This window comes from Rhodococcus sp. T2V (genome assembly GCF_029269925.1).
GTDB lineage: Bacteria > Actinomycetota > Actinomycetes > Mycobacteriales > Mycobacteriaceae > Rhodococcus_F > Rhodococcus_F koreensis.
Window position 1 is genome coordinate 1 of sequence record NZ_JARJBD010000154.1, and the last position, 15,009, is coordinate 15,009.

Consider the following 15,009-nt stretch of genomic DNA (forward strand, 5'->3'; position numbering starts at 1 on the left):
GTGGCCCGAACCCAGCCCACTCGAGTCCTGGTGGGAACACGTGGTCCACGACCACAAGGCCCCGCCCACCACGGAGTCCGCACTCGGCACCGATGCAGAGGGATGGTCTGCGTGAGAATCAACGAAGCGAGCAACGGCACCGCGTGCGCCACCGCGGCCGCGTGGATGGGTCATGCCGGGGGCACAATGTCGAAATCGCGGGGATGACATGACCGTTCATACTTTTGTGCGATCCGAAACCGGGCGTGGATGGACGCTGCGGTGCGATCTGTGCGAGCACACCTTCGACGCGGCCGCCGCCAAACGGGCCGAGGCGGTCGACTTTGCCCGCACCAACGGGTGGATCGTCGGTGAGGTGACGTGGTGCCCAATGTGCGCGGCCACCCACACCACCCGCCGCACAGCCTGACTCGTCGATCTGCCTCGCCACCCGGGCCTGCGTTGCGGTCGCCAAGCGGTCAGGATGTACTGGAAGGGTTCGTCTCCACTGAAGCGGAACAGGCGGGGAGGGTGTGCACGTTGCCGGGGACGCCGATTGATTCGAGGAAGTGAAAAAAAGCTCAGGACTTCATATTCGGATGTTCGAAAGCTACCGCGGGATGGACACGGATGCGCTCTTGGGCGCCTCGACCTGGAGAATCACTTCCATGTTCCGCGGTTCCAGCCAAGCCAGATCGATCCGACGACCACGATCTGCTCAATTCAGCAGCCCACTATGAGATAGCCTAATACGGGCCGAAGATTAAGTCAGGATGCCCGGACGGTAAGCGACTGGGCGCGACCCGGCCGGGGGTTCGCAGATGAATCCGTTGGACCGCGCGATGCCGAAGAGGCAGCGTGATTCCGAGCAGCAGCAGAAGGATATCGACCGGCAAGCTCGACATGATCTCGTCGATCGATTCTCCGCGATCGTCGTTCCCACCACAAGCTCAGCCGCCAGCGCCAGCGCCAGCGCACTCACATGAACCGATCGCCACGTCGCGACCGCGAACACCGCGACCAACACGCCCAGCGTTATCAACTGGACACCCAGATCGCCCCTCGCTACCGAACCTGTCCACATTATGGAACCCGCGGTACTTGTGGTGGTTCGCTAGACAGTAAGCGGCCGGTCGTCAGGGAGCCCGATGTAGGCGTGCACTCAGCGGCTGGTAACGGCACCGAATCGGCTACCCGGATCGATGGTGGCGTGAGCGGCGACCATGGGGCCTGGCCCACCGTTCCGGTTTGACGTCGAAGCATCGATGCCGACCGTCTCCGGCGATCAGCTCGCAGAACTCTGTGAAGACGGGATCGCCGCAGGCCACCCCTCTGTCGACCTGTGCGGTGGCACGTCCGACCGCCGCTACGAAGCCACTGCGATATCCCCGGTTTGCGTCGTACCCGGGTGCCTCCGGGTATTTGGGCGCAATGTTGCCTCAGAGGCATAGTTTTGTGGCCTAACAAGTATTGGACGGCAACTTCGTTGGTCCCTACCGTGGGACATGACGTAGGACACACCCTCGATCGTGGTCCGGTAGGCGTCACTCCAATCAAGGAAGGGATACCCCATGACTGTGCACCTCGAGCCTCGTGACGTACCACTCGAAGCCGTCCTCGAGCGAATCGCTCGTTTTGATGAACTGCAGTACAACCCGGAGCGGTACCCGGACAACGGCCGTGACGGGAACGCAAAGAAGATCTTTACGGTTCTCGGACCGGGCCTCGAGGTCAACAACGCGGGCGATTCGCTGCCTGCCATCCCGATCGAGGAGGGCTTCAACATCACCTACGTCCAGGTCAAGCCGGGCAACGGACCGTCTTTGCATGTCCACGACGGGAATGAGACCTTCATCCCGGTCAACGGCCGCTGGAAGATTATCTTCGGCAGCAAGGAGGAGCACTCGATCGAGCTCGGCCCGCTGGACTGCATCGCCGTGCCCGCCTATTTGCCTCGCCGCTTCGTGAACATCACCGTGGGCACTCCGGACGAGGAGAATATCCTCATCGCGGTGCTGGCCGGTAGCCGCCCGAAGGCGATGTTCGTCGACCCGACTCTCAACTAGGCCTTGTCATGACCGTCCCGCTCAGCGCAACTGCCCCCGCGCCGGCAGTACCTGAATCGTCGGACCCCGTGTGTACCGACGTCACCGCCCGCAGCAACGGAACTGTGATCCGGGCGTCCCTGTGGACTCCGTCCGACGCGGCGCCCGCGGGGCTGGTGCTCATCGGCCATGGTGGCTACGGCCACCGGGCCGACGAACGGACCCGCGAACTCGCATGCGGGTTCGCGCACCGGCACCGGATGGCAAGTCTATCGATCGACGGACCCGTACACGGGGACCGCCGACTGGATGGTGGCCGGGATCCGGACGCGGTGAAACCGGACTGGCAGAAGTGGTGGCATTCCGACCCGAGGATCGACGACATGGTTGAGAACTGGCGGGCCGCGCTGGCGCACGCACGCGGGCTCCTTCCGGAAGTTCCGATCGGCTACTTCGGTCTGTCGATGGGATCCCTGTACGGAATTCCATTGCTGGCGGCCGAAGGCGCGACGTTCGGTGCCGCGGTCCTGGGCATGTGGGGAACGAACAACAACACCAGGGGCCGTCTGATCGCCGACGCGGCGACGCTCTCACTTCCGACATTGCACTATGTGCGGTGGGACGATCAGATCTTCGACCGTCAGGGTCAGGTGGATCTGTTCGACGCGCTGGGCTCGGCCGACAAACAATTGATGGCAGTCCCTGGGCCACACCACACTCCCGACGCGCGGCAGACAGAGGCACTGACCGCATTCCTTGCCGATCGTCTATCCGGGGTTGTCACCGGCGAGGTCGGTGCCCAGCCTATTGAGAAGGAACTCCGGTGACCACTGTTACCCAGGGCGAGCTGAGAGCGCGTTTCGCGCAGGCCCTTTCGACGATGTACGGCACGGAAGTGCCCGCCTACCGGACGCTGGTCGAGGTATGCGAAGAGATCAACACCGAGGTGCTCGCTTCCCGGGGCGCCGAAGCGCAGCGGCTGGGCACCATCGACCGGGTCACCGCCGAGCGACACGGGGCCATCCGCGTCGGAACGCCACGCGAACTGGCGCAGGTGGCACAGTTGTTCGCCGGCTTCGGGATGTATCCGGTGGGCTTCTACGATCTCCGCGCCGCCTACCCCTATCCGATCCCGGTCGTATCGACAGCCTTCCGCCCGATTGACGACGACGAACTCGCGATCAATCCCTTCCGGGTCTTCACCTCGATGCTCGTCTCAGAGGATCGCCGATTCTTTGACGACGACCTCGAACGGCGCTTGCGTGAATTCCTCGACCACCGCACCCTCTTCTCCGGAAGGTTGCTCGAACTGGCCCGCCAGTCAGCGGCAGGGGGCGGACTCGATGACGAGTACGCCGACGAGTTCGTTCGGCTGGCGGTGCAGTGCTTCGCTCTGGGCCCCGAGCCGGTAGATCGCGGTTGGTACGAGGAACTTGAGCGAGTCTCGAGTGTGGCCGCCGATATCGGTGGCGTCCGAAGCACTCACATCAACCATCTCACCCCCCGGGTCCTCGACATCGACCAGCTGTACCTGCGGATGCAGGACCGGGGCATCGAGATGATCGACAAGATTCAGGGTCCGCCCCGCTGGGCGGGACCGGAAGTGCTCCTGCGCCAAACCTCATTCCGCGCCCTCGGCGAGCCCCGCCGGTTCCGGGAGGCGGGCGGGGCGGTGACCGGCGGTCACCTCAAGGTCCGGTTCGGCGAGGTCGAGGCACGGGGTATCGCACTGACCCCGCAGGGCCTCGAGCGCTACGAAAGGCTGTGCCGGCAGATCCGCTCGGTCGCCGATCAACCCGCAGAAGTGCAGGACGCGCTTGCGGCCACGTTCTGGCGAGAACTCCTGCCCGACACCGAACGCGAACTCGCCCTGCAGGATTTGGCGTACTTCACCTTTAGGGTACGACCGGGTGTGGGGGGGCACGCACCCTCCGACCTGGCAGATCTGCTCGCCGGCGGCTGGGTGGACGCCGAACCGATCGTCTACGAAGACTTCCTGCCATTGTCGGCGGCAGGGATCTTCTCCTCCAATCTCACCGGCGAGGGTCGGGTCAACGCCTCCGGTGACGGGGTCACTCGGGACAAGGCGTGGATGGAGGGGGTCGTCGGTTCTCGGATTCACGATCCGCAGGACCTTTATGCCAGAGCGCGGGTGCACTCTCTCGAGCGGGTAGCGGAGCAATTGCACCTGGAACAGATCACTAACGACACCGCAACCGAACGACGTCCGACGCCCGTGTGAGGATACCTTTCCGACACGATCCGGCGCCCATTGCGAGGGCCGGAGAGCCACGATCGAACCTTTCGCCGAACCGCGGTCGACCTCTCGGATCGTCCGGCCGCGTTATTCATAAGTCACGCCATCGGAGACAACAATGACTGCACCATCACAGGCGCGAAGAGCCGGATTCGCCGCGTTCTTCGGAACCAGCGTCGAGTGGTACGACTTCTTCATCTACGGCACTGCCAGCGCACTGATCCTCGGCAAGGTCTTCTTCCCCGACCTGAACCCGACGGCGGGTATTCTCGCCTCGTTTGCGACCTTCGGCGTCGGTTACCTCGCCCGCCCGCTCGGTGGAGTGATCTTCGGTCATCTCGGTGACCGGATCGGTCGAAAGAAATCTTTGGTGGCAACCCTTCTCATGATGGGAATCGCCACCGTCGGCATCGGGCTCCTCCCCACCTACGGCGCCATCGGTATCGCTGCGCCGATCGCCCTCGTCGCCCTGCGAGTTGTGCAGGGCATTGCGGTTGGCGGTGAGTGGGGGGGCGCCGTGTTGATCGCGTCGGAACACGCCCAGAAAGATCGTAGGGTCTCGGCGGGCGCCTGGGCGCAGCAGGGGGCCCCAGCAGGCAACATCATGGCCGCCGTGGCGTTCCTCTTGGTTGGACTCCTCCCGGTGGAGCAGTTCGAGGCATGGGGATGGCGCCTGCCATTCCTCGCCTCCGGCATACTGGTCGTCATCGGACTCGTCATCCGCAGCGGCATCGACGAATCACCCGATTTCGTCAAGGCCGTCAAAGACAAGGCGACCGTGAAGCTTCCGGTCGCCGAGGTCATCCGGAAGATGCCATTGCTGATCCTACTAGGAGCAGCCGCGGGCGCGGCAACCAACAGTGCCGGCACGTTCGCTCACGTATTCGGTTTGAACTGGGCCACAACCGATCTCGGTATGAGCCGACAGTCCATGCTCACTGCCATCCTCATCATGTCCATCGTCCAGTTCGTCGTCCAACCGTTCGGGGCCGTCCTGGCCGCCAGGTTCGAGCCGATCAGGGTCTTTCAGGTCTGCATGGTCGCCGCCGTTCCACTCACCCCGTTCGCATACCTAATGGTGGGCACCGCGAACACCTGGCTCGCTGGGATCGGGCTGGCCACCCTGATCATTCCGCTCTGCTGCGCATACGCGATCATCGCCGGCTTCCTAGCCGAGGCGTTCCCCGCCCATGTCCGGTACACGGCCATATCGCTGAGCTATCAGATCACAGCCGTGGTCCTCGTCTCCGGAATCCCCATGATCTCGCAGTTCCTGCTGACCAGCACCGGCACGATCTGGTCGGTCATCGCCTACCAGCTGGCGTATGTGGTCCTCGCCGTCGTCGCCGCGACCGTATTGTCCCGGCGCACCGGCGCCGGCACCCGGCACGGCGAGTTACGGGCGCACAATGCGCCGTCCACCGAACACACCACAGTCTAGGAACATCATGTCCGTCTCTCTCTACGCCATGACCTGCGGAGAAATCACCATCCCCTTCAATTTCCTCCGTCAGGACGAACCGGGCGTCATCCGGGTCCCTATGGGTTCGTATCTAATTGTCCATCCGCGGGGACAGGTCGTCTTCGATACCGGTCTGAACCCGCTGCTGTTGAGCGATTACGACAATTACGTCACCGCCAATGCCAAGAACGATCGGACATTCCACTTCTCAACGCAGGCCCAGGTATCGAGTCGGCTGACGGCCGCGGGCTTCGACCCGGGTGCGATCGACATCGTCGTCAATTCGCACCTACACCACGACCATTGTGGGGGGAACATACTTCTCCCCAACGCCGAGGTGCTCGTGCAAAGCCTCGAATGGAAGCATGCGGTGCAGCAACCAGAGGACCGGATGGCCTACCGGCAGGTCGATTTCGACACCGGACAACCGGTCCGCCTGCTCGATGGCGAGTTCGACGTCTTCGGAGACGGATCGGTGCTGTGCGTGCCGACCTACGGTCACACCCCCGGCCATCAGTCCCTGCTGGTCAACACCGACCGTGGCCGGTATCTGCTGTGCGGTGACGCATGCTACCTCGACCGAACCCTGGACGACTTCCACCTCCCTGGAATCCTGGCCGATCCGGACCAAACCCTCGAAGTTCTGCATCGCATCCGTGCGATGCGCGACTCGGGAACTCGTGTCATGGTCGGCCACGACCCGCAGTCCTGGACAGCCGTTCCGCAAGCCCCGGACAGGTTGGGCTGACCTCGGCCACGGCCTTCGTTCACGCGGCCGCACCCTGCGGGATTCCCGAGTCCAAGTATCACTGACATCAAAGGAGAATTTTCATGAGTACGTTGTTCGGCGGTGCCCGCCAGGTGGGATATGTCGTGCGCGACATCGAGAAGGCCATGGCGCATTGGAGCGGCAAGATGAAGGTGGGTCCGTGGTTCTACAAGGAAAACGTCGGCGTCACCGAGTTCAGCTACTACGGTGAAGCGCTCGAAGAACTTCCGAAACTCTCGATCGCCATCGCCAATTCGGGCTCCATGCAGATCGAGCTGATCCAGCAGCGCAACGACGCGCCGTCACTGTACCGCGACTTCCTCAACGAAAGCGGCGAAGGGGCTCAGCACATCGCCTACTGGACCACGGAGTTCGACCGTCACGCCAAAGAATTTCTCGAGGCCGGATACGTCGAGGGGCATGCCGGCCGGATGGGTACCCGGGGCCGCTTCGCCTACTACGTCCACCCCGACGTCCCGGGCGGCACGATCGAATTGTCGGAAACCACCGGCGGGAAAGCCGAGTACTTCAAGACCATCGAGGAAGCCTCGATCGGATGGGATGGCACCGATCCGATCCGACGTCTGGGAGTGACGAAATGACTGCGCAGCCGCAACCGGTCGACCCGACCCGCCGCGCCGTCGTCACCGGTGCCGCCCGAGGCATCGGGCTCGCGGTCACCAAGAAACTGGCGAGTATCGGATACGACGTAGCCATGTGGGACGTCGACGCCGACGAACTGAACACGGCGGCGATCGAGTTACGCGCCGTGGTGTCCGGCCGGATCGAATGGTGTCCCGTCGACATCACGAACCCCGCCAGCGTCGACGAGGCCACGGACCGAACACTCGAGACACTCGGCAGTCCTGGGGTGTTGGTCAACAACGCAGGAATTCTCGGCTGGCGAGGCCCCACTGCGGAGCTGCCGATCAAGGAATGGCAGCGCACCTTCGATGTCAACGTCACCGGAACACTCCACTGCACCCAGGCCCTCCTGCCAGGTATGCGGGAACGGGGCTGGGGCAGGATCGTCAACATCGCCTCCATCGCCGGAAAGGAAGGCAACCCCGAGGCCGCCTCCTACGCCGCGTCGAAAGCAGCCGTGATCTCCCTGACCAAAAGCCTCGGGAAAGAACTCGCCACAGAGGGCGTCCTCGTCAACTGCGTCACCCCCGGTCCGGCCGACACCGCGATCTTCGGCGAGCGCGGTACGGAAAGCCGGGAAGAACACGTGGGCCGGCTGCTGGCGCGGGTGCCGATGGGACGGTTCGTCGAGGTCGACGAGGTGGCCGAGTTGGTGGCCTGGCTGTCCTCGCCCGCATGCTCGTTCAGTACCGCAACGACCTTCGACATTAGCGGTGGCAGGGCCATGTACTGACCACAAGGCGAAAGGTGGGTGCCCGCAGCCTGCCGGGCGCCCACCTCTTTCACTGGTGCCGGTAGTGAACGCATCCCTTGCAACCTTGTCGCCGAGCAACCCGAGATTCGCCGCGACCGTTTTCGAGGCACCCTTCGAAGAGGAGTAGCACAATGGTCACCATGACCGCACTGACCGGGGGCACCGCGCGACTAGTAGACTGTCGCGGCTAAGTGTTGGGATATAGGTGGCGGAGTTTGATGCGGGCGTCGTCGGTGGTGAAGTGCCACTGGACCTGGCGTTGATCGGCGTTGGTCTGTCGTTGCCAGGCGGCGAGTTCGGCGCCCAGGGTCTCGAGGTCCTCGATGCGCCGGTCCAGGCACTGGCGGGTCAGCACCGAGAGTTCGATCTCGGCGATGTTGAGCCACGAGCCGTGTTTGGGGGTGTGGTGGATCTCGAGCCGCTGCGCGAGCGCGAGCGCCTCGGCCGACGAACTCCGCGTTCGTCTTTGGTGGGATGGTCCAGCACTTCTTCAGGTGAGGACGAAGTTTCGTTTTTTAAGATCCGGCCGATGGTCGAGTGGTCCAGGTCTGGGATGTCCTCGACCAGGGCGACGTGCTTCTCCAGCAATCGCAGCGACCACCGGGCATGACCCTCGGGCGGCGTCGAGCAAGCCAATGCAATCAACCTGGCCTCGACCTCCCCGGTGATCTGCGACGGCACCGGTGGGAGGTCACGCTGCTTGCGCCCGATCGTGGCCTCCACGTCCTGACCGGTCTCAGCGAACCGCTTGGCCACCAGTCGCACCGTCTCACCCGAGACTCCCAACCGTGCTGCGATCACCTTCTTCTCATCGACCGCCCCGACCGAGGTGTCCAGTGCCAGCAACACCCGGGCCCGTCGGATCATCGAGGCCGGATGCACCCCGGTGGTGGTCAACCGTTCCAAGAACTCACGATCAGCCGAGCTCAACGTCACCGGACGCTTCTTCTGCGAAGGCATGCCAACAGTCCTGACCGGCAGAGGGGAAGGGGGAAGTCTGCCGCCCCCAACCTAAACGAAACAAGGCAGAACTAAGCAGCGACACGCTACTAGCAGGTGCGTGACGTCGAGATCGCCGGCTCGGGACCGGGACGGATGCGCGTCCGAGTCCATGCCGCCGGTGTCAACCGGGCGGAATGTACATGCTCGAGGGAGCATATAATCCCGGTTCACGGACCGGGAACGAATACGTTGCGGGACTCGAACTCGCCGGTGTGGTCGAGGCCGTCGGTCCCGGTGTCACGGCGTTCACCGTCGGCGATCGGGTGTTGGGGCCGGCGCCGGGTGCGTTCGCCGATTTCACGCTGCTCGACCAGCGGCACGCGATGGCGGTGCGCGAGGCAAGGTCATCCTCGAGATGACCTGACAGGTCAACCAGCGGCGTCCCTCAATACGCGAAGAAACAGAAATCAACCACGTCGCGTCGCGTCGCGTCCAAGACCTTGGTCACAGGCAGCGAGGTCGGACACGACCACGTCGGGTATGAAATGGCTGCTACCTTCTCGGTCACTCTCCGGCGGTCACAACACGGGCCATGGTCCGCCGAGTGATGGGCTGCCGACGTTATGGGACGGCGCCCCGGCCGATCCTGGAGGTGGCGGTCAGCCGCGCCGTGTAATGATCGCGGATCAACAGTGCCAGCCGGCTAATATCGTGTGCCGCATAATGATTACGCTCCCAGGCGGCGTGAATTCGGACCTCGATGGGACCGTTGTCGTTATAGAGCGGTGCCGCCACCAGGTCGAACACGGGTAGATCCGTCAGCACGACCACCCCGCGGCCTGCGGCGGCCAGGGCCTGCGCGGCCTTTGGTACGTGGCATTCGACGTACGACAGGTACGTGGCATCGGCATCGTTCATCAGGGTGTCGAACAGGTTTCGGGTGCGATGAGCATGCGTCAGTAGCACCAACGGTTGTTGGGCGAGTTCGCGGATGTGGATCTGCGAACGTGCCGACCACGGGTGCCCAGCCCGGAACTGAGCAAAGAGCGGAATCTGACCGAGAAGTTGTGTCATGTGCCGTTCCAGCGGTGGGGCGCTGGCGATAGCGATGTCGGCACCGGATTCGAGGGGAGTGAAACCCTCGGCGGGCAGAACCGGTAGAAACTCGATATGGGGATCTCGGTCGGTCAGATTCTGCGCCATGAACGGTGAGAGCATGTCGGTGATTGTTGTCATCGGAGCGGAGATGGTGATCTTTTTAGGAATTCCCGATGCCAGTCGCTGTGCTGCTGCCTCGGTTTCTTGTGCCGAGCGGAGGAGGTCACGCGCTTCGTGCACGAAGCTGCGTCCGGCCGGCGTAAGGGTGAGCCGCATGCCGGACCGGTCGAAGACCGCGAAGCCCAGCCGTTGCTCAAGCGCCCGCAATTGCCGCGACAACGAAGGCTGAGTGACATGTACATCGTGTGCCGCAGCGGCCAGCGTGCCGGCGTCGGCCACCGCGACCAGGTAGCGCAGAAGCCTCAGCTCGATCATGCGTGCAACCTTCCTCCGTCGACAGGCGCGACCTTTCTGTCAATATTGTTCTCCGGGAACGACCCCCGAATCAGGGACACTCCCAAGCTATTGCCAACCGGGGAGGCGATCGGGGCCTTGCACAGATCGCATGGAGCGGGCTGCGCCGAATCGGTCGAGGCCGTGTTCATCCAAGACTCTATCGAGCAATTGCGCGACGGCGGCCGGTCGGGTCCTTCTCTGAGCGGAGAGTCGCCTGTGCTCTTCTGATCGCAACTCGTTGCTGCCCACTGTCAAGGGACATTCGGTTCTGCGCATGAACGTTACACTGCCAATCACTACCGTGCGGCTACCGCCTCCCGTGGATCTGCCACTGTCCATCGACGCGATCATGCCGCGCCGTCGATTCGGCGAGCGGATGGACGATCTGATCGGCACCATCAAATCCTCACCCGCTGCGGCCGGAACCGAGATCTACGTTCCCGGAGAGATAGAGAACCGCCCGGTCGCCGAGGCGGCCGGGCGCATCTCCCTCCCGCACCGGACCGTCTCCGCGCTCGCCGACCTCGCCGGCTCGGTCGGTGTCCCCCCATCGGATCGGACGGCCGATGAGCTACACCGTGTTCGTCACCCTCGACGTTCGCCCCGATCACCTCGACGACTTCATCGACGGCATCACCGAGAATGCCCGCGCCTCCCTGCGCGACGAACCCGGATGCCTGATCTTCGACGTGCACCGCGACAACACCATCCCGACGCGGTTCCACCTCTACGAGGTCTACACCGACGAAGACGCCTTCACCATCGCCCACACGACTGGGAACCGAGGAGAGGTGCCACGGAATGTATGCCTCAGAAGGATCTAGCACTCCTGTGAATGAGCGCTAACTCTTTTGAGAAACTAACTTCAGGGTAGACAGCAAGCACTGACCGGGGCCCGTCCAGCGATGAGGCGGCGGCATAGCCGGCCCGCCTTGTCGAGCGGTGACGCCCACCTCGAGCAGAACGTTGGTGCATCGATCGGGCGCGCGGTGCTGAGATCGATGAAACGATCGATCGATGGCGATATCCTGGAGGAACGTGCAGAGGGGTAACCGCATGTGTGTGGAGTGGTCAGAATGTCCGGGAGATAACTGGTTCACGAACTGGATCGGTTGGTCAGACTGATGAGCGAGCAGGATCCCGTCGAGACCAGTCGGTATTCGCCTTTGGTTGCGGCCGCCGAGCTTCGTGCAGACGGTTTAGATGACGCCGAGGAGATCGGTCATGGCGGGTTCGGAGTGGTTTATCGCTGTGCCCAGCCCGGCCTGGACCGCGTCGTGGCGGTGAAGGTTCTTACTGTCGTCCTCGATCAAGAGAACCGGGCTAGATTCTTCCGGGAACAGCAGGCGATGGGCCGGTTGACAGGGCACCCGAACATCGTGGATGTTCTGCAGGTTGGTGAGACGGACAGCGGTTGGCCGTTTATCGTAATGCCCTACTATCGACAGGCCTCTCTCGACGCTCGAATCCGCGACCGTGGCCCATTACCGCTCCGCGAGGTGCTGCGAGTGGGCGTGAAGCTTGCGGGCGCGGTGGAAACGGCGCACCGACTCGGCATACTGCACCGTGACGTCAAACCCGGGAATATCCTGCTCACCGATTACGGAGAACCCGTCCTGACCGATTTCGGTATCGCACACATCGCCGGCGGGTTCGAGACGGCGACCGGAACAGTCACAGGTTCGCCGGCGTACACGGCACCCGAGGTGCTGACCGGGCATCCGCCGACGCCAACCTCGGACATCTACAGTCTCGGGGCCACGATGTTCAGCGCACTGACCGGGCACGCGGCGTTTGAACGCCTCAGCGGTGAGCAGGTGGTGGCGCAGTTCTTGCGGATCACCAGCCAGCCGCTGCCGGATCTGCGTGAGAAAGGCATCCCGGATGATATATCCGCGGTGATCTCCCGTGCGATGTCCCGCAACCCGGACGAGCGCCCCGGCACAGCCGCCGAGCTCGGTGAGCAGCTGCGTCAGATCCAAAGCAATCGCGGGTTTGTCGTCGATGAGATGGCTCTACTTGTAGGACCTGTTGCACAGCAAATTGATTCGCAATCGAAAGCAGAGGAGGGGCTGCCGCTGGTCTCGACGCCTCGCGGCAAGGAAGGCAATCTCCCCGCGGAGTTGAGCAGTTTTATCGGCCGTCGGCACGAGCTGACCCACGCGAAAGATCTGCTCAGCGGATCTCGGTTGCTGACGTTGACTGGAATCGGCGGGGTAGGCAAAACCCGGTTGGCGCTACACGTCGCCGCGAACCTTTCGCGACACTACGCGAGTGGTGTTTGGCTGGTTGAACTGGGTGAACTGCGCGACCCTGCGCTACCGGCGGATGCGGTAGCGGCTGCCCTCGGACTACGGGATCAGGCTGTGACTCCGATGGTCACGGTCTTGATCAACTACCTGGCGACGCGAAAGACGCTGCTAATCCTCGACAACTGCGAACAAGTAATAGGCGCCGTTGCCGAACTGTCCGAGACCCTACTGCAGTCATGTCCAGACCTTCGGATCCTCGCCACCAGCCGCGAAGCTCTCACTGTCGGTGGCGAAGTCGTGCTGCGAGTTCCCGCATTGACCGTCCCCGATCGGGCCCACAAAGTCACGCCGAAGGGACTGCCACGCTACGACGCGGTGAGGCTATTCACCGAACGTGCCACTGCCGCAGTCCCCGGATTCGCTCTCACCGACGAGAACGCGGGAGCGGTGGCGGAGATCTGCCGCCGACTCGACGGACTACCGCTTCCGATCGAGTTGGCAGCAGCCCGTCTGCGGGCGATGTCCCCCCAACAGATCCTGCAGCGTCTCACCGATCGCTATACGCTGCTCACGCAAGGCAGCCGCAATGCACCCTCGCGGCAGCAAACGTTACGATTGTCGATAGACTGGAGCTTCGAACTGTGCACCGGCCGAGAACAACTGGTTTGGGGCCGGGTGGCCGTGTTTGCTGGCAGCTTCGAACTCGATGCGGCCGAACAGGTGTGCGGTGAGGACCTGGAGTCGACGGACTTGCTCGATGCGTTGACCTCCCTGGTCGACAAATCAATCCTAATCCGTGAGGAATCTGGTACGGGGGTACGATTCCGGCTGCTCGAGACCGTCCGCGACTACGGCCGCGAAAAACTCGACCAGACAGGGGAATACCCGCTGTTGCAGCGCCGGCACCGTGACTGGTACGTGCAAATGATGCTCAAGGCGGAGGCTGAGTGGATCAGCCCACACCAACTCCTCTGGATTTCTCGACTGAATCGGGACCAATCCAACATCCGGGAAGCGCTCGAACTCTGCGTCTCCGACGACCCCACGGCCGGGCTGCAACTCGCCGCCGCGCAATTCTGGTACTGGATCTCACAAGGCCTCTACAGCGAGGGACGACGGTGGCTCGACCGCCTGCTTTCGCGCACCTGCAGCCCGGCACCTACAGTCGAACGGGCAAAGGCACTGAACGCCGCCAGCCTCCTGGCTTTCAATCAAGGCGATCTTCAGTCCGGAACCGCGCTAGTCGATGAGTGCCGAGCGCTCGCCCAGTCGACCGACGACCCTATGATTGGCGCGCTGGCTTTGTATTCTGAAGCCGCCCTATTCCTCTTCAGTGGCGAACCCTCTCGCGCGTGCCCTCTCCTTAAGAACGCCATCACCGTGTTCGGCGCACAGGACAACAGAACACTCGAGACCGGCGCGCTGAGCGCACTGGGAATGGCCTATGAGTTAAGTGGCGAAACGAATCTGGCAATCGAGCAGCACGAGCAGGTGCTTGCCATCACAGAGCGCCACGGTGAAGTCATGCAACGGTCATACACACTATGGGCATTGGGTCTTGCATGGTGGCGCCATGGCGCCACCGATCGCGGAGCGCCGCTTCTCGAACACGCGTTACGGCTGACACGGCAGGCGAACATTCCGCGTCTCGCCGCAGCGTGCCTCGAAGTAATGGCGTGGATCGCAGGCGAACGGCGGGACTGGCCCCGGGCCACAATCCTGCTCGGAGCAGCCGAGCAAATTGGGAGATCGGTCGAGAGCGTCGCGCGCGCCTATCCAAACCTCGATGTATACCATGAGAAATGCGGACAAGGGGCGCGGAGCTTTCTCGGCCAGAAACCCTACGAGTCAGCTGTCCGGCATGGCAGGAGAATGGATTTCGACACCGCCGTCGCGTACGCACTCGGCGAACAGAAGCCGTCGGCGCGCAGCCCTGAGAACCGTCCCGAGCCGACGCTGACGAAGCGAGAGCAACAGGTAGCTAACCTGATAAGTAAAGGCCTGACCAACAAGGCGATCGCTGCCAAACTGGTGATATCCGATCGGACCGCCCAAGGCCACGTCGAACACATTCTGGCCAAACTAGGATTCACTTCCCGTGCACAAGTTGCAGCTTGGGTTGCGGACCAGACGCATTGACGAAGCACCGTGGCGACTCGCAATGGAAGCGCTCATAGGAATCGCACTCATCGGTCCGCCGGTACTACGATACCCGCGGCCAAACCGTCCACCGACTGGGATGACACGGGAGTCGCGAGCAGTTCGACGATCTGCGGACCTGCTGCGGGCCGGCCACCTGACTTGCACAAGTCGGCGGGGATTTCTGGGTTCGGCTGATGTTTGCGCTGGT

General features: G+C 63.0%; 15 protein-coding genes. 11 read left to right on the forward strand and 4 right to left on the reverse strand.

Features of this window, described 5'->3' with window-relative positions; translation table 11 throughout:
- The first annotated feature begins 208 nt into the window (after window positions 1–208).
- Window positions 209–409 carry a hypothetical protein gene (locus P3H15_RS50700; RefSeq protein WP_276144269.1) on the forward strand — a complete coding sequence of 67 codons (201 nt, stop codon included), beginning with the start codon at window positions 209–211 and terminating at the stop codon, window positions 407–409.
- Window positions 410–742: 333 nt separating this feature from the next.
- Here the strand turns inward: P3H15_RS50700 and P3H15_RS55985 are convergent, their stop codons facing one another.
- Window positions 743–1,063 carry a hypothetical protein gene (locus P3H15_RS55985; protein WP_369426237.1) on the reverse strand — a complete coding sequence of 107 codons (321 nt, stop codon included), beginning with the start codon at window positions 1,061–1,063 and terminating at the stop codon, window positions 743–745.
- 487 nt (window positions 1,064–1,550) lie between these two features.
- On the opposite strand from P3H15_RS55985, the gene P3H15_RS50705 reads away from it, so the two are divergent.
- From P3H15_RS50705 to P3H15_RS50735, 7 genes are all read left to right on the forward strand, one after another.
- A complete protein-coding gene (locus P3H15_RS50705) occupies window positions 1,551–2,045 on the forward strand; it encodes a hypothetical protein (RefSeq protein ID WP_276144270.1) in 495 nt (164 codons plus the stop codon).
- Window positions 2,046–2,113: 68 nt separating this feature from the next.
- Window positions 2,114–2,851, forward strand: a complete 738-nt coding sequence (locus P3H15_RS50710; protein WP_276144271.1) for an alpha/beta hydrolase — start codon at window positions 2,114–2,116, stop codon at window positions 2,849–2,851.
- On the forward strand, window positions 2,848–4,266 hold the full coding sequence (locus P3H15_RS50715) for a VOC family protein (RefSeq protein ID WP_276144272.1): 1,419 nt from the start codon (window positions 2,848–2,850) through the stop codon (window positions 4,264–4,266). The genes P3H15_RS50710 and P3H15_RS50715 overlap by 4 nt, the downstream gene beginning before the upstream one ends.
- A gap of 133 nt (window positions 4,267–4,399) precedes the next feature.
- Window positions 4,400–5,722: an MFS transporter gene (locus P3H15_RS50720; protein WP_276144273.1), complete on the forward strand. Its 1,323-nt coding sequence runs from the start codon at window positions 4,400–4,402 to the stop codon at window positions 5,720–5,722.
- A gap of 7 nt (window positions 5,723–5,729) precedes the next feature.
- Window positions 5,730–6,491, forward strand: a complete 762-nt coding sequence (locus P3H15_RS50725; protein WP_276144274.1) for an N-acyl homoserine lactonase family protein — start codon at window positions 5,730–5,732, stop codon at window positions 6,489–6,491.
- 83 nt (window positions 6,492–6,574) lie between these two features.
- Complete coding sequence (locus tag P3H15_RS50730; protein ID WP_276144275.1) at window positions 6,575–7,114, forward strand: VOC family protein; 540 nt, start codon at window positions 6,575–6,577, stop codon at window positions 7,112–7,114.
- Entirely contained in the window at window positions 7,111–7,890 is a 780-nt protein-coding gene (locus tag P3H15_RS50735; protein WP_276144276.1) for an SDR family NAD(P)-dependent oxidoreductase, read from the forward strand. Before P3H15_RS50730 ends, P3H15_RS50735 begins: the two co-directional genes overlap by 4 nt.
- Window positions 7,891–8,098: 208 nt before the next feature.
- Here P3H15_RS50735 and P3H15_RS50740 read toward each other — a convergent pair whose 3' ends face one another.
- A complete protein-coding gene (locus P3H15_RS50740; RefSeq protein ID WP_202801323.1) occupies window positions 8,099–8,323 on the reverse strand; it encodes a hypothetical protein in 225 nt (74 codons plus the stop codon).
- Window positions 8,260–8,871: a helix-turn-helix domain-containing protein gene (locus P3H15_RS50745; protein WP_276144277.1), complete on the reverse strand. Its 612-nt coding sequence runs from the start codon at window positions 8,869–8,871 to the stop codon at window positions 8,260–8,262. The genes P3H15_RS50740 and P3H15_RS50745 overlap by 64 nt, the downstream gene beginning before the upstream one ends.
- Before the next feature lie 182 nt (window positions 8,872–9,053).
- On the opposite strand from P3H15_RS50745, the gene P3H15_RS50750 reads away from it, so the two are divergent.
- The gene (locus P3H15_RS50750; protein WP_276144278.1) at window positions 9,054–9,272 is read left to right on the forward strand and encodes an alcohol dehydrogenase catalytic domain-containing protein; all 219 of its coding nucleotides are present in this window, start codon (window positions 9,054–9,056) and stop codon (window positions 9,270–9,272) included.
- A 202-nt stretch (window positions 9,273–9,474) separates the two neighbouring features.
- Here P3H15_RS50750 and P3H15_RS50755 read toward each other — a convergent pair whose 3' ends face one another.
- A complete protein-coding gene (locus P3H15_RS50755) occupies window positions 9,475–10,386 on the reverse strand; it encodes a LysR family transcriptional regulator (protein ID WP_276144279.1) in 912 nt (303 codons plus the stop codon).
- Between the two features lie 587 nt (window positions 10,387–10,973).
- On the opposite strand from P3H15_RS50755, the gene P3H15_RS50760 reads away from it, so the two are divergent.
- Both P3H15_RS50760 and P3H15_RS50765 read left to right on the forward strand, forming a co-directional pair.
- Window positions 10,974–11,231, forward strand: coding sequence for a putative quinol monooxygenase (locus P3H15_RS50760; RefSeq protein WP_276144280.1), 258 nt, complete (start codon window positions 10,974–10,976; stop codon window positions 11,229–11,231).
- A 300-nt stretch (window positions 11,232–11,531) separates the two neighbouring features.
- Entirely contained in the window at window positions 11,532–14,798 is a 3,267-nt protein-coding gene (locus tag P3H15_RS50765) for a protein kinase (RefSeq protein WP_276144281.1), read from the forward strand.
- Window positions 14,799–15,009: the final 211 nt, after the last annotated feature.

Bases quoted from the DNA above. Each gene is read 5' to 3' on its own strand.
- P3H15_RS50700 (WP_276144269.1), top strand. From the start codon at position 209: ATGACCGTTCATACTTTTGTGCGATCCGAAACCGGGCGTGGATGGACG.
- P3H15_RS55985 (WP_369426237.1), bottom strand. From the start codon at position 1,063: ATGTGGACAGGTTCGGTAGCGAGGGGCGATCTGGGTGTCCAGTTGATA.
- P3H15_RS50705 (WP_276144270.1), top strand. From the start codon at position 1,551: ATGACTGTGCACCTCGAGCCTCGTGACGTACCACTCGAAGCCGTCCTC.
- P3H15_RS50720 (WP_276144273.1), top strand. From the start codon at position 4,400: ATGACTGCACCATCACAGGCGCGAAGAGCCGGATTCGCCGCGTTCTTC.
- P3H15_RS50725 (WP_276144274.1), top strand. From the start codon at position 5,730: ATGTCCGTCTCTCTCTACGCCATGACCTGCGGAGAAATCACCATCCCC.
- P3H15_RS50730 (WP_276144275.1), top strand. From the start codon at position 6,575: ATGAGTACGTTGTTCGGCGGTGCCCGCCAGGTGGGATATGTCGTGCGC.
- P3H15_RS50735 (WP_276144276.1), top strand. From the start codon at position 7,111: ATGACTGCGCAGCCGCAACCGGTCGACCCGACCCGCCGCGCCGTCGTC.
- P3H15_RS50745 (WP_276144277.1), bottom strand. From the start codon at position 8,871: ATGCCTTCGCAGAAGAAGCGTCCGGTGACGTTGAGCTCGGCTGATCGT.
- P3H15_RS50750 (WP_276144278.1), top strand. From the start codon at position 9,054: ATGCTCGAGGGAGCATATAATCCCGGTTCACGGACCGGGAACGAATAC.
- P3H15_RS50755 (WP_276144279.1), bottom strand. From the start codon at position 10,386: ATGATCGAGCTGAGGCTTCTGCGCTACCTGGTCGCGGTGGCCGACGCC.
- P3H15_RS50760 (WP_276144280.1), top strand. From the start codon at position 10,974: ATGAGCTACACCGTGTTCGTCACCCTCGACGTTCGCCCCGATCACCTC.
- P3H15_RS50765 (WP_276144281.1), top strand. From the start codon at position 11,532: ATGAGCGAGCAGGATCCCGTCGAGACCAGTCGGTATTCGCCTTTGGTT.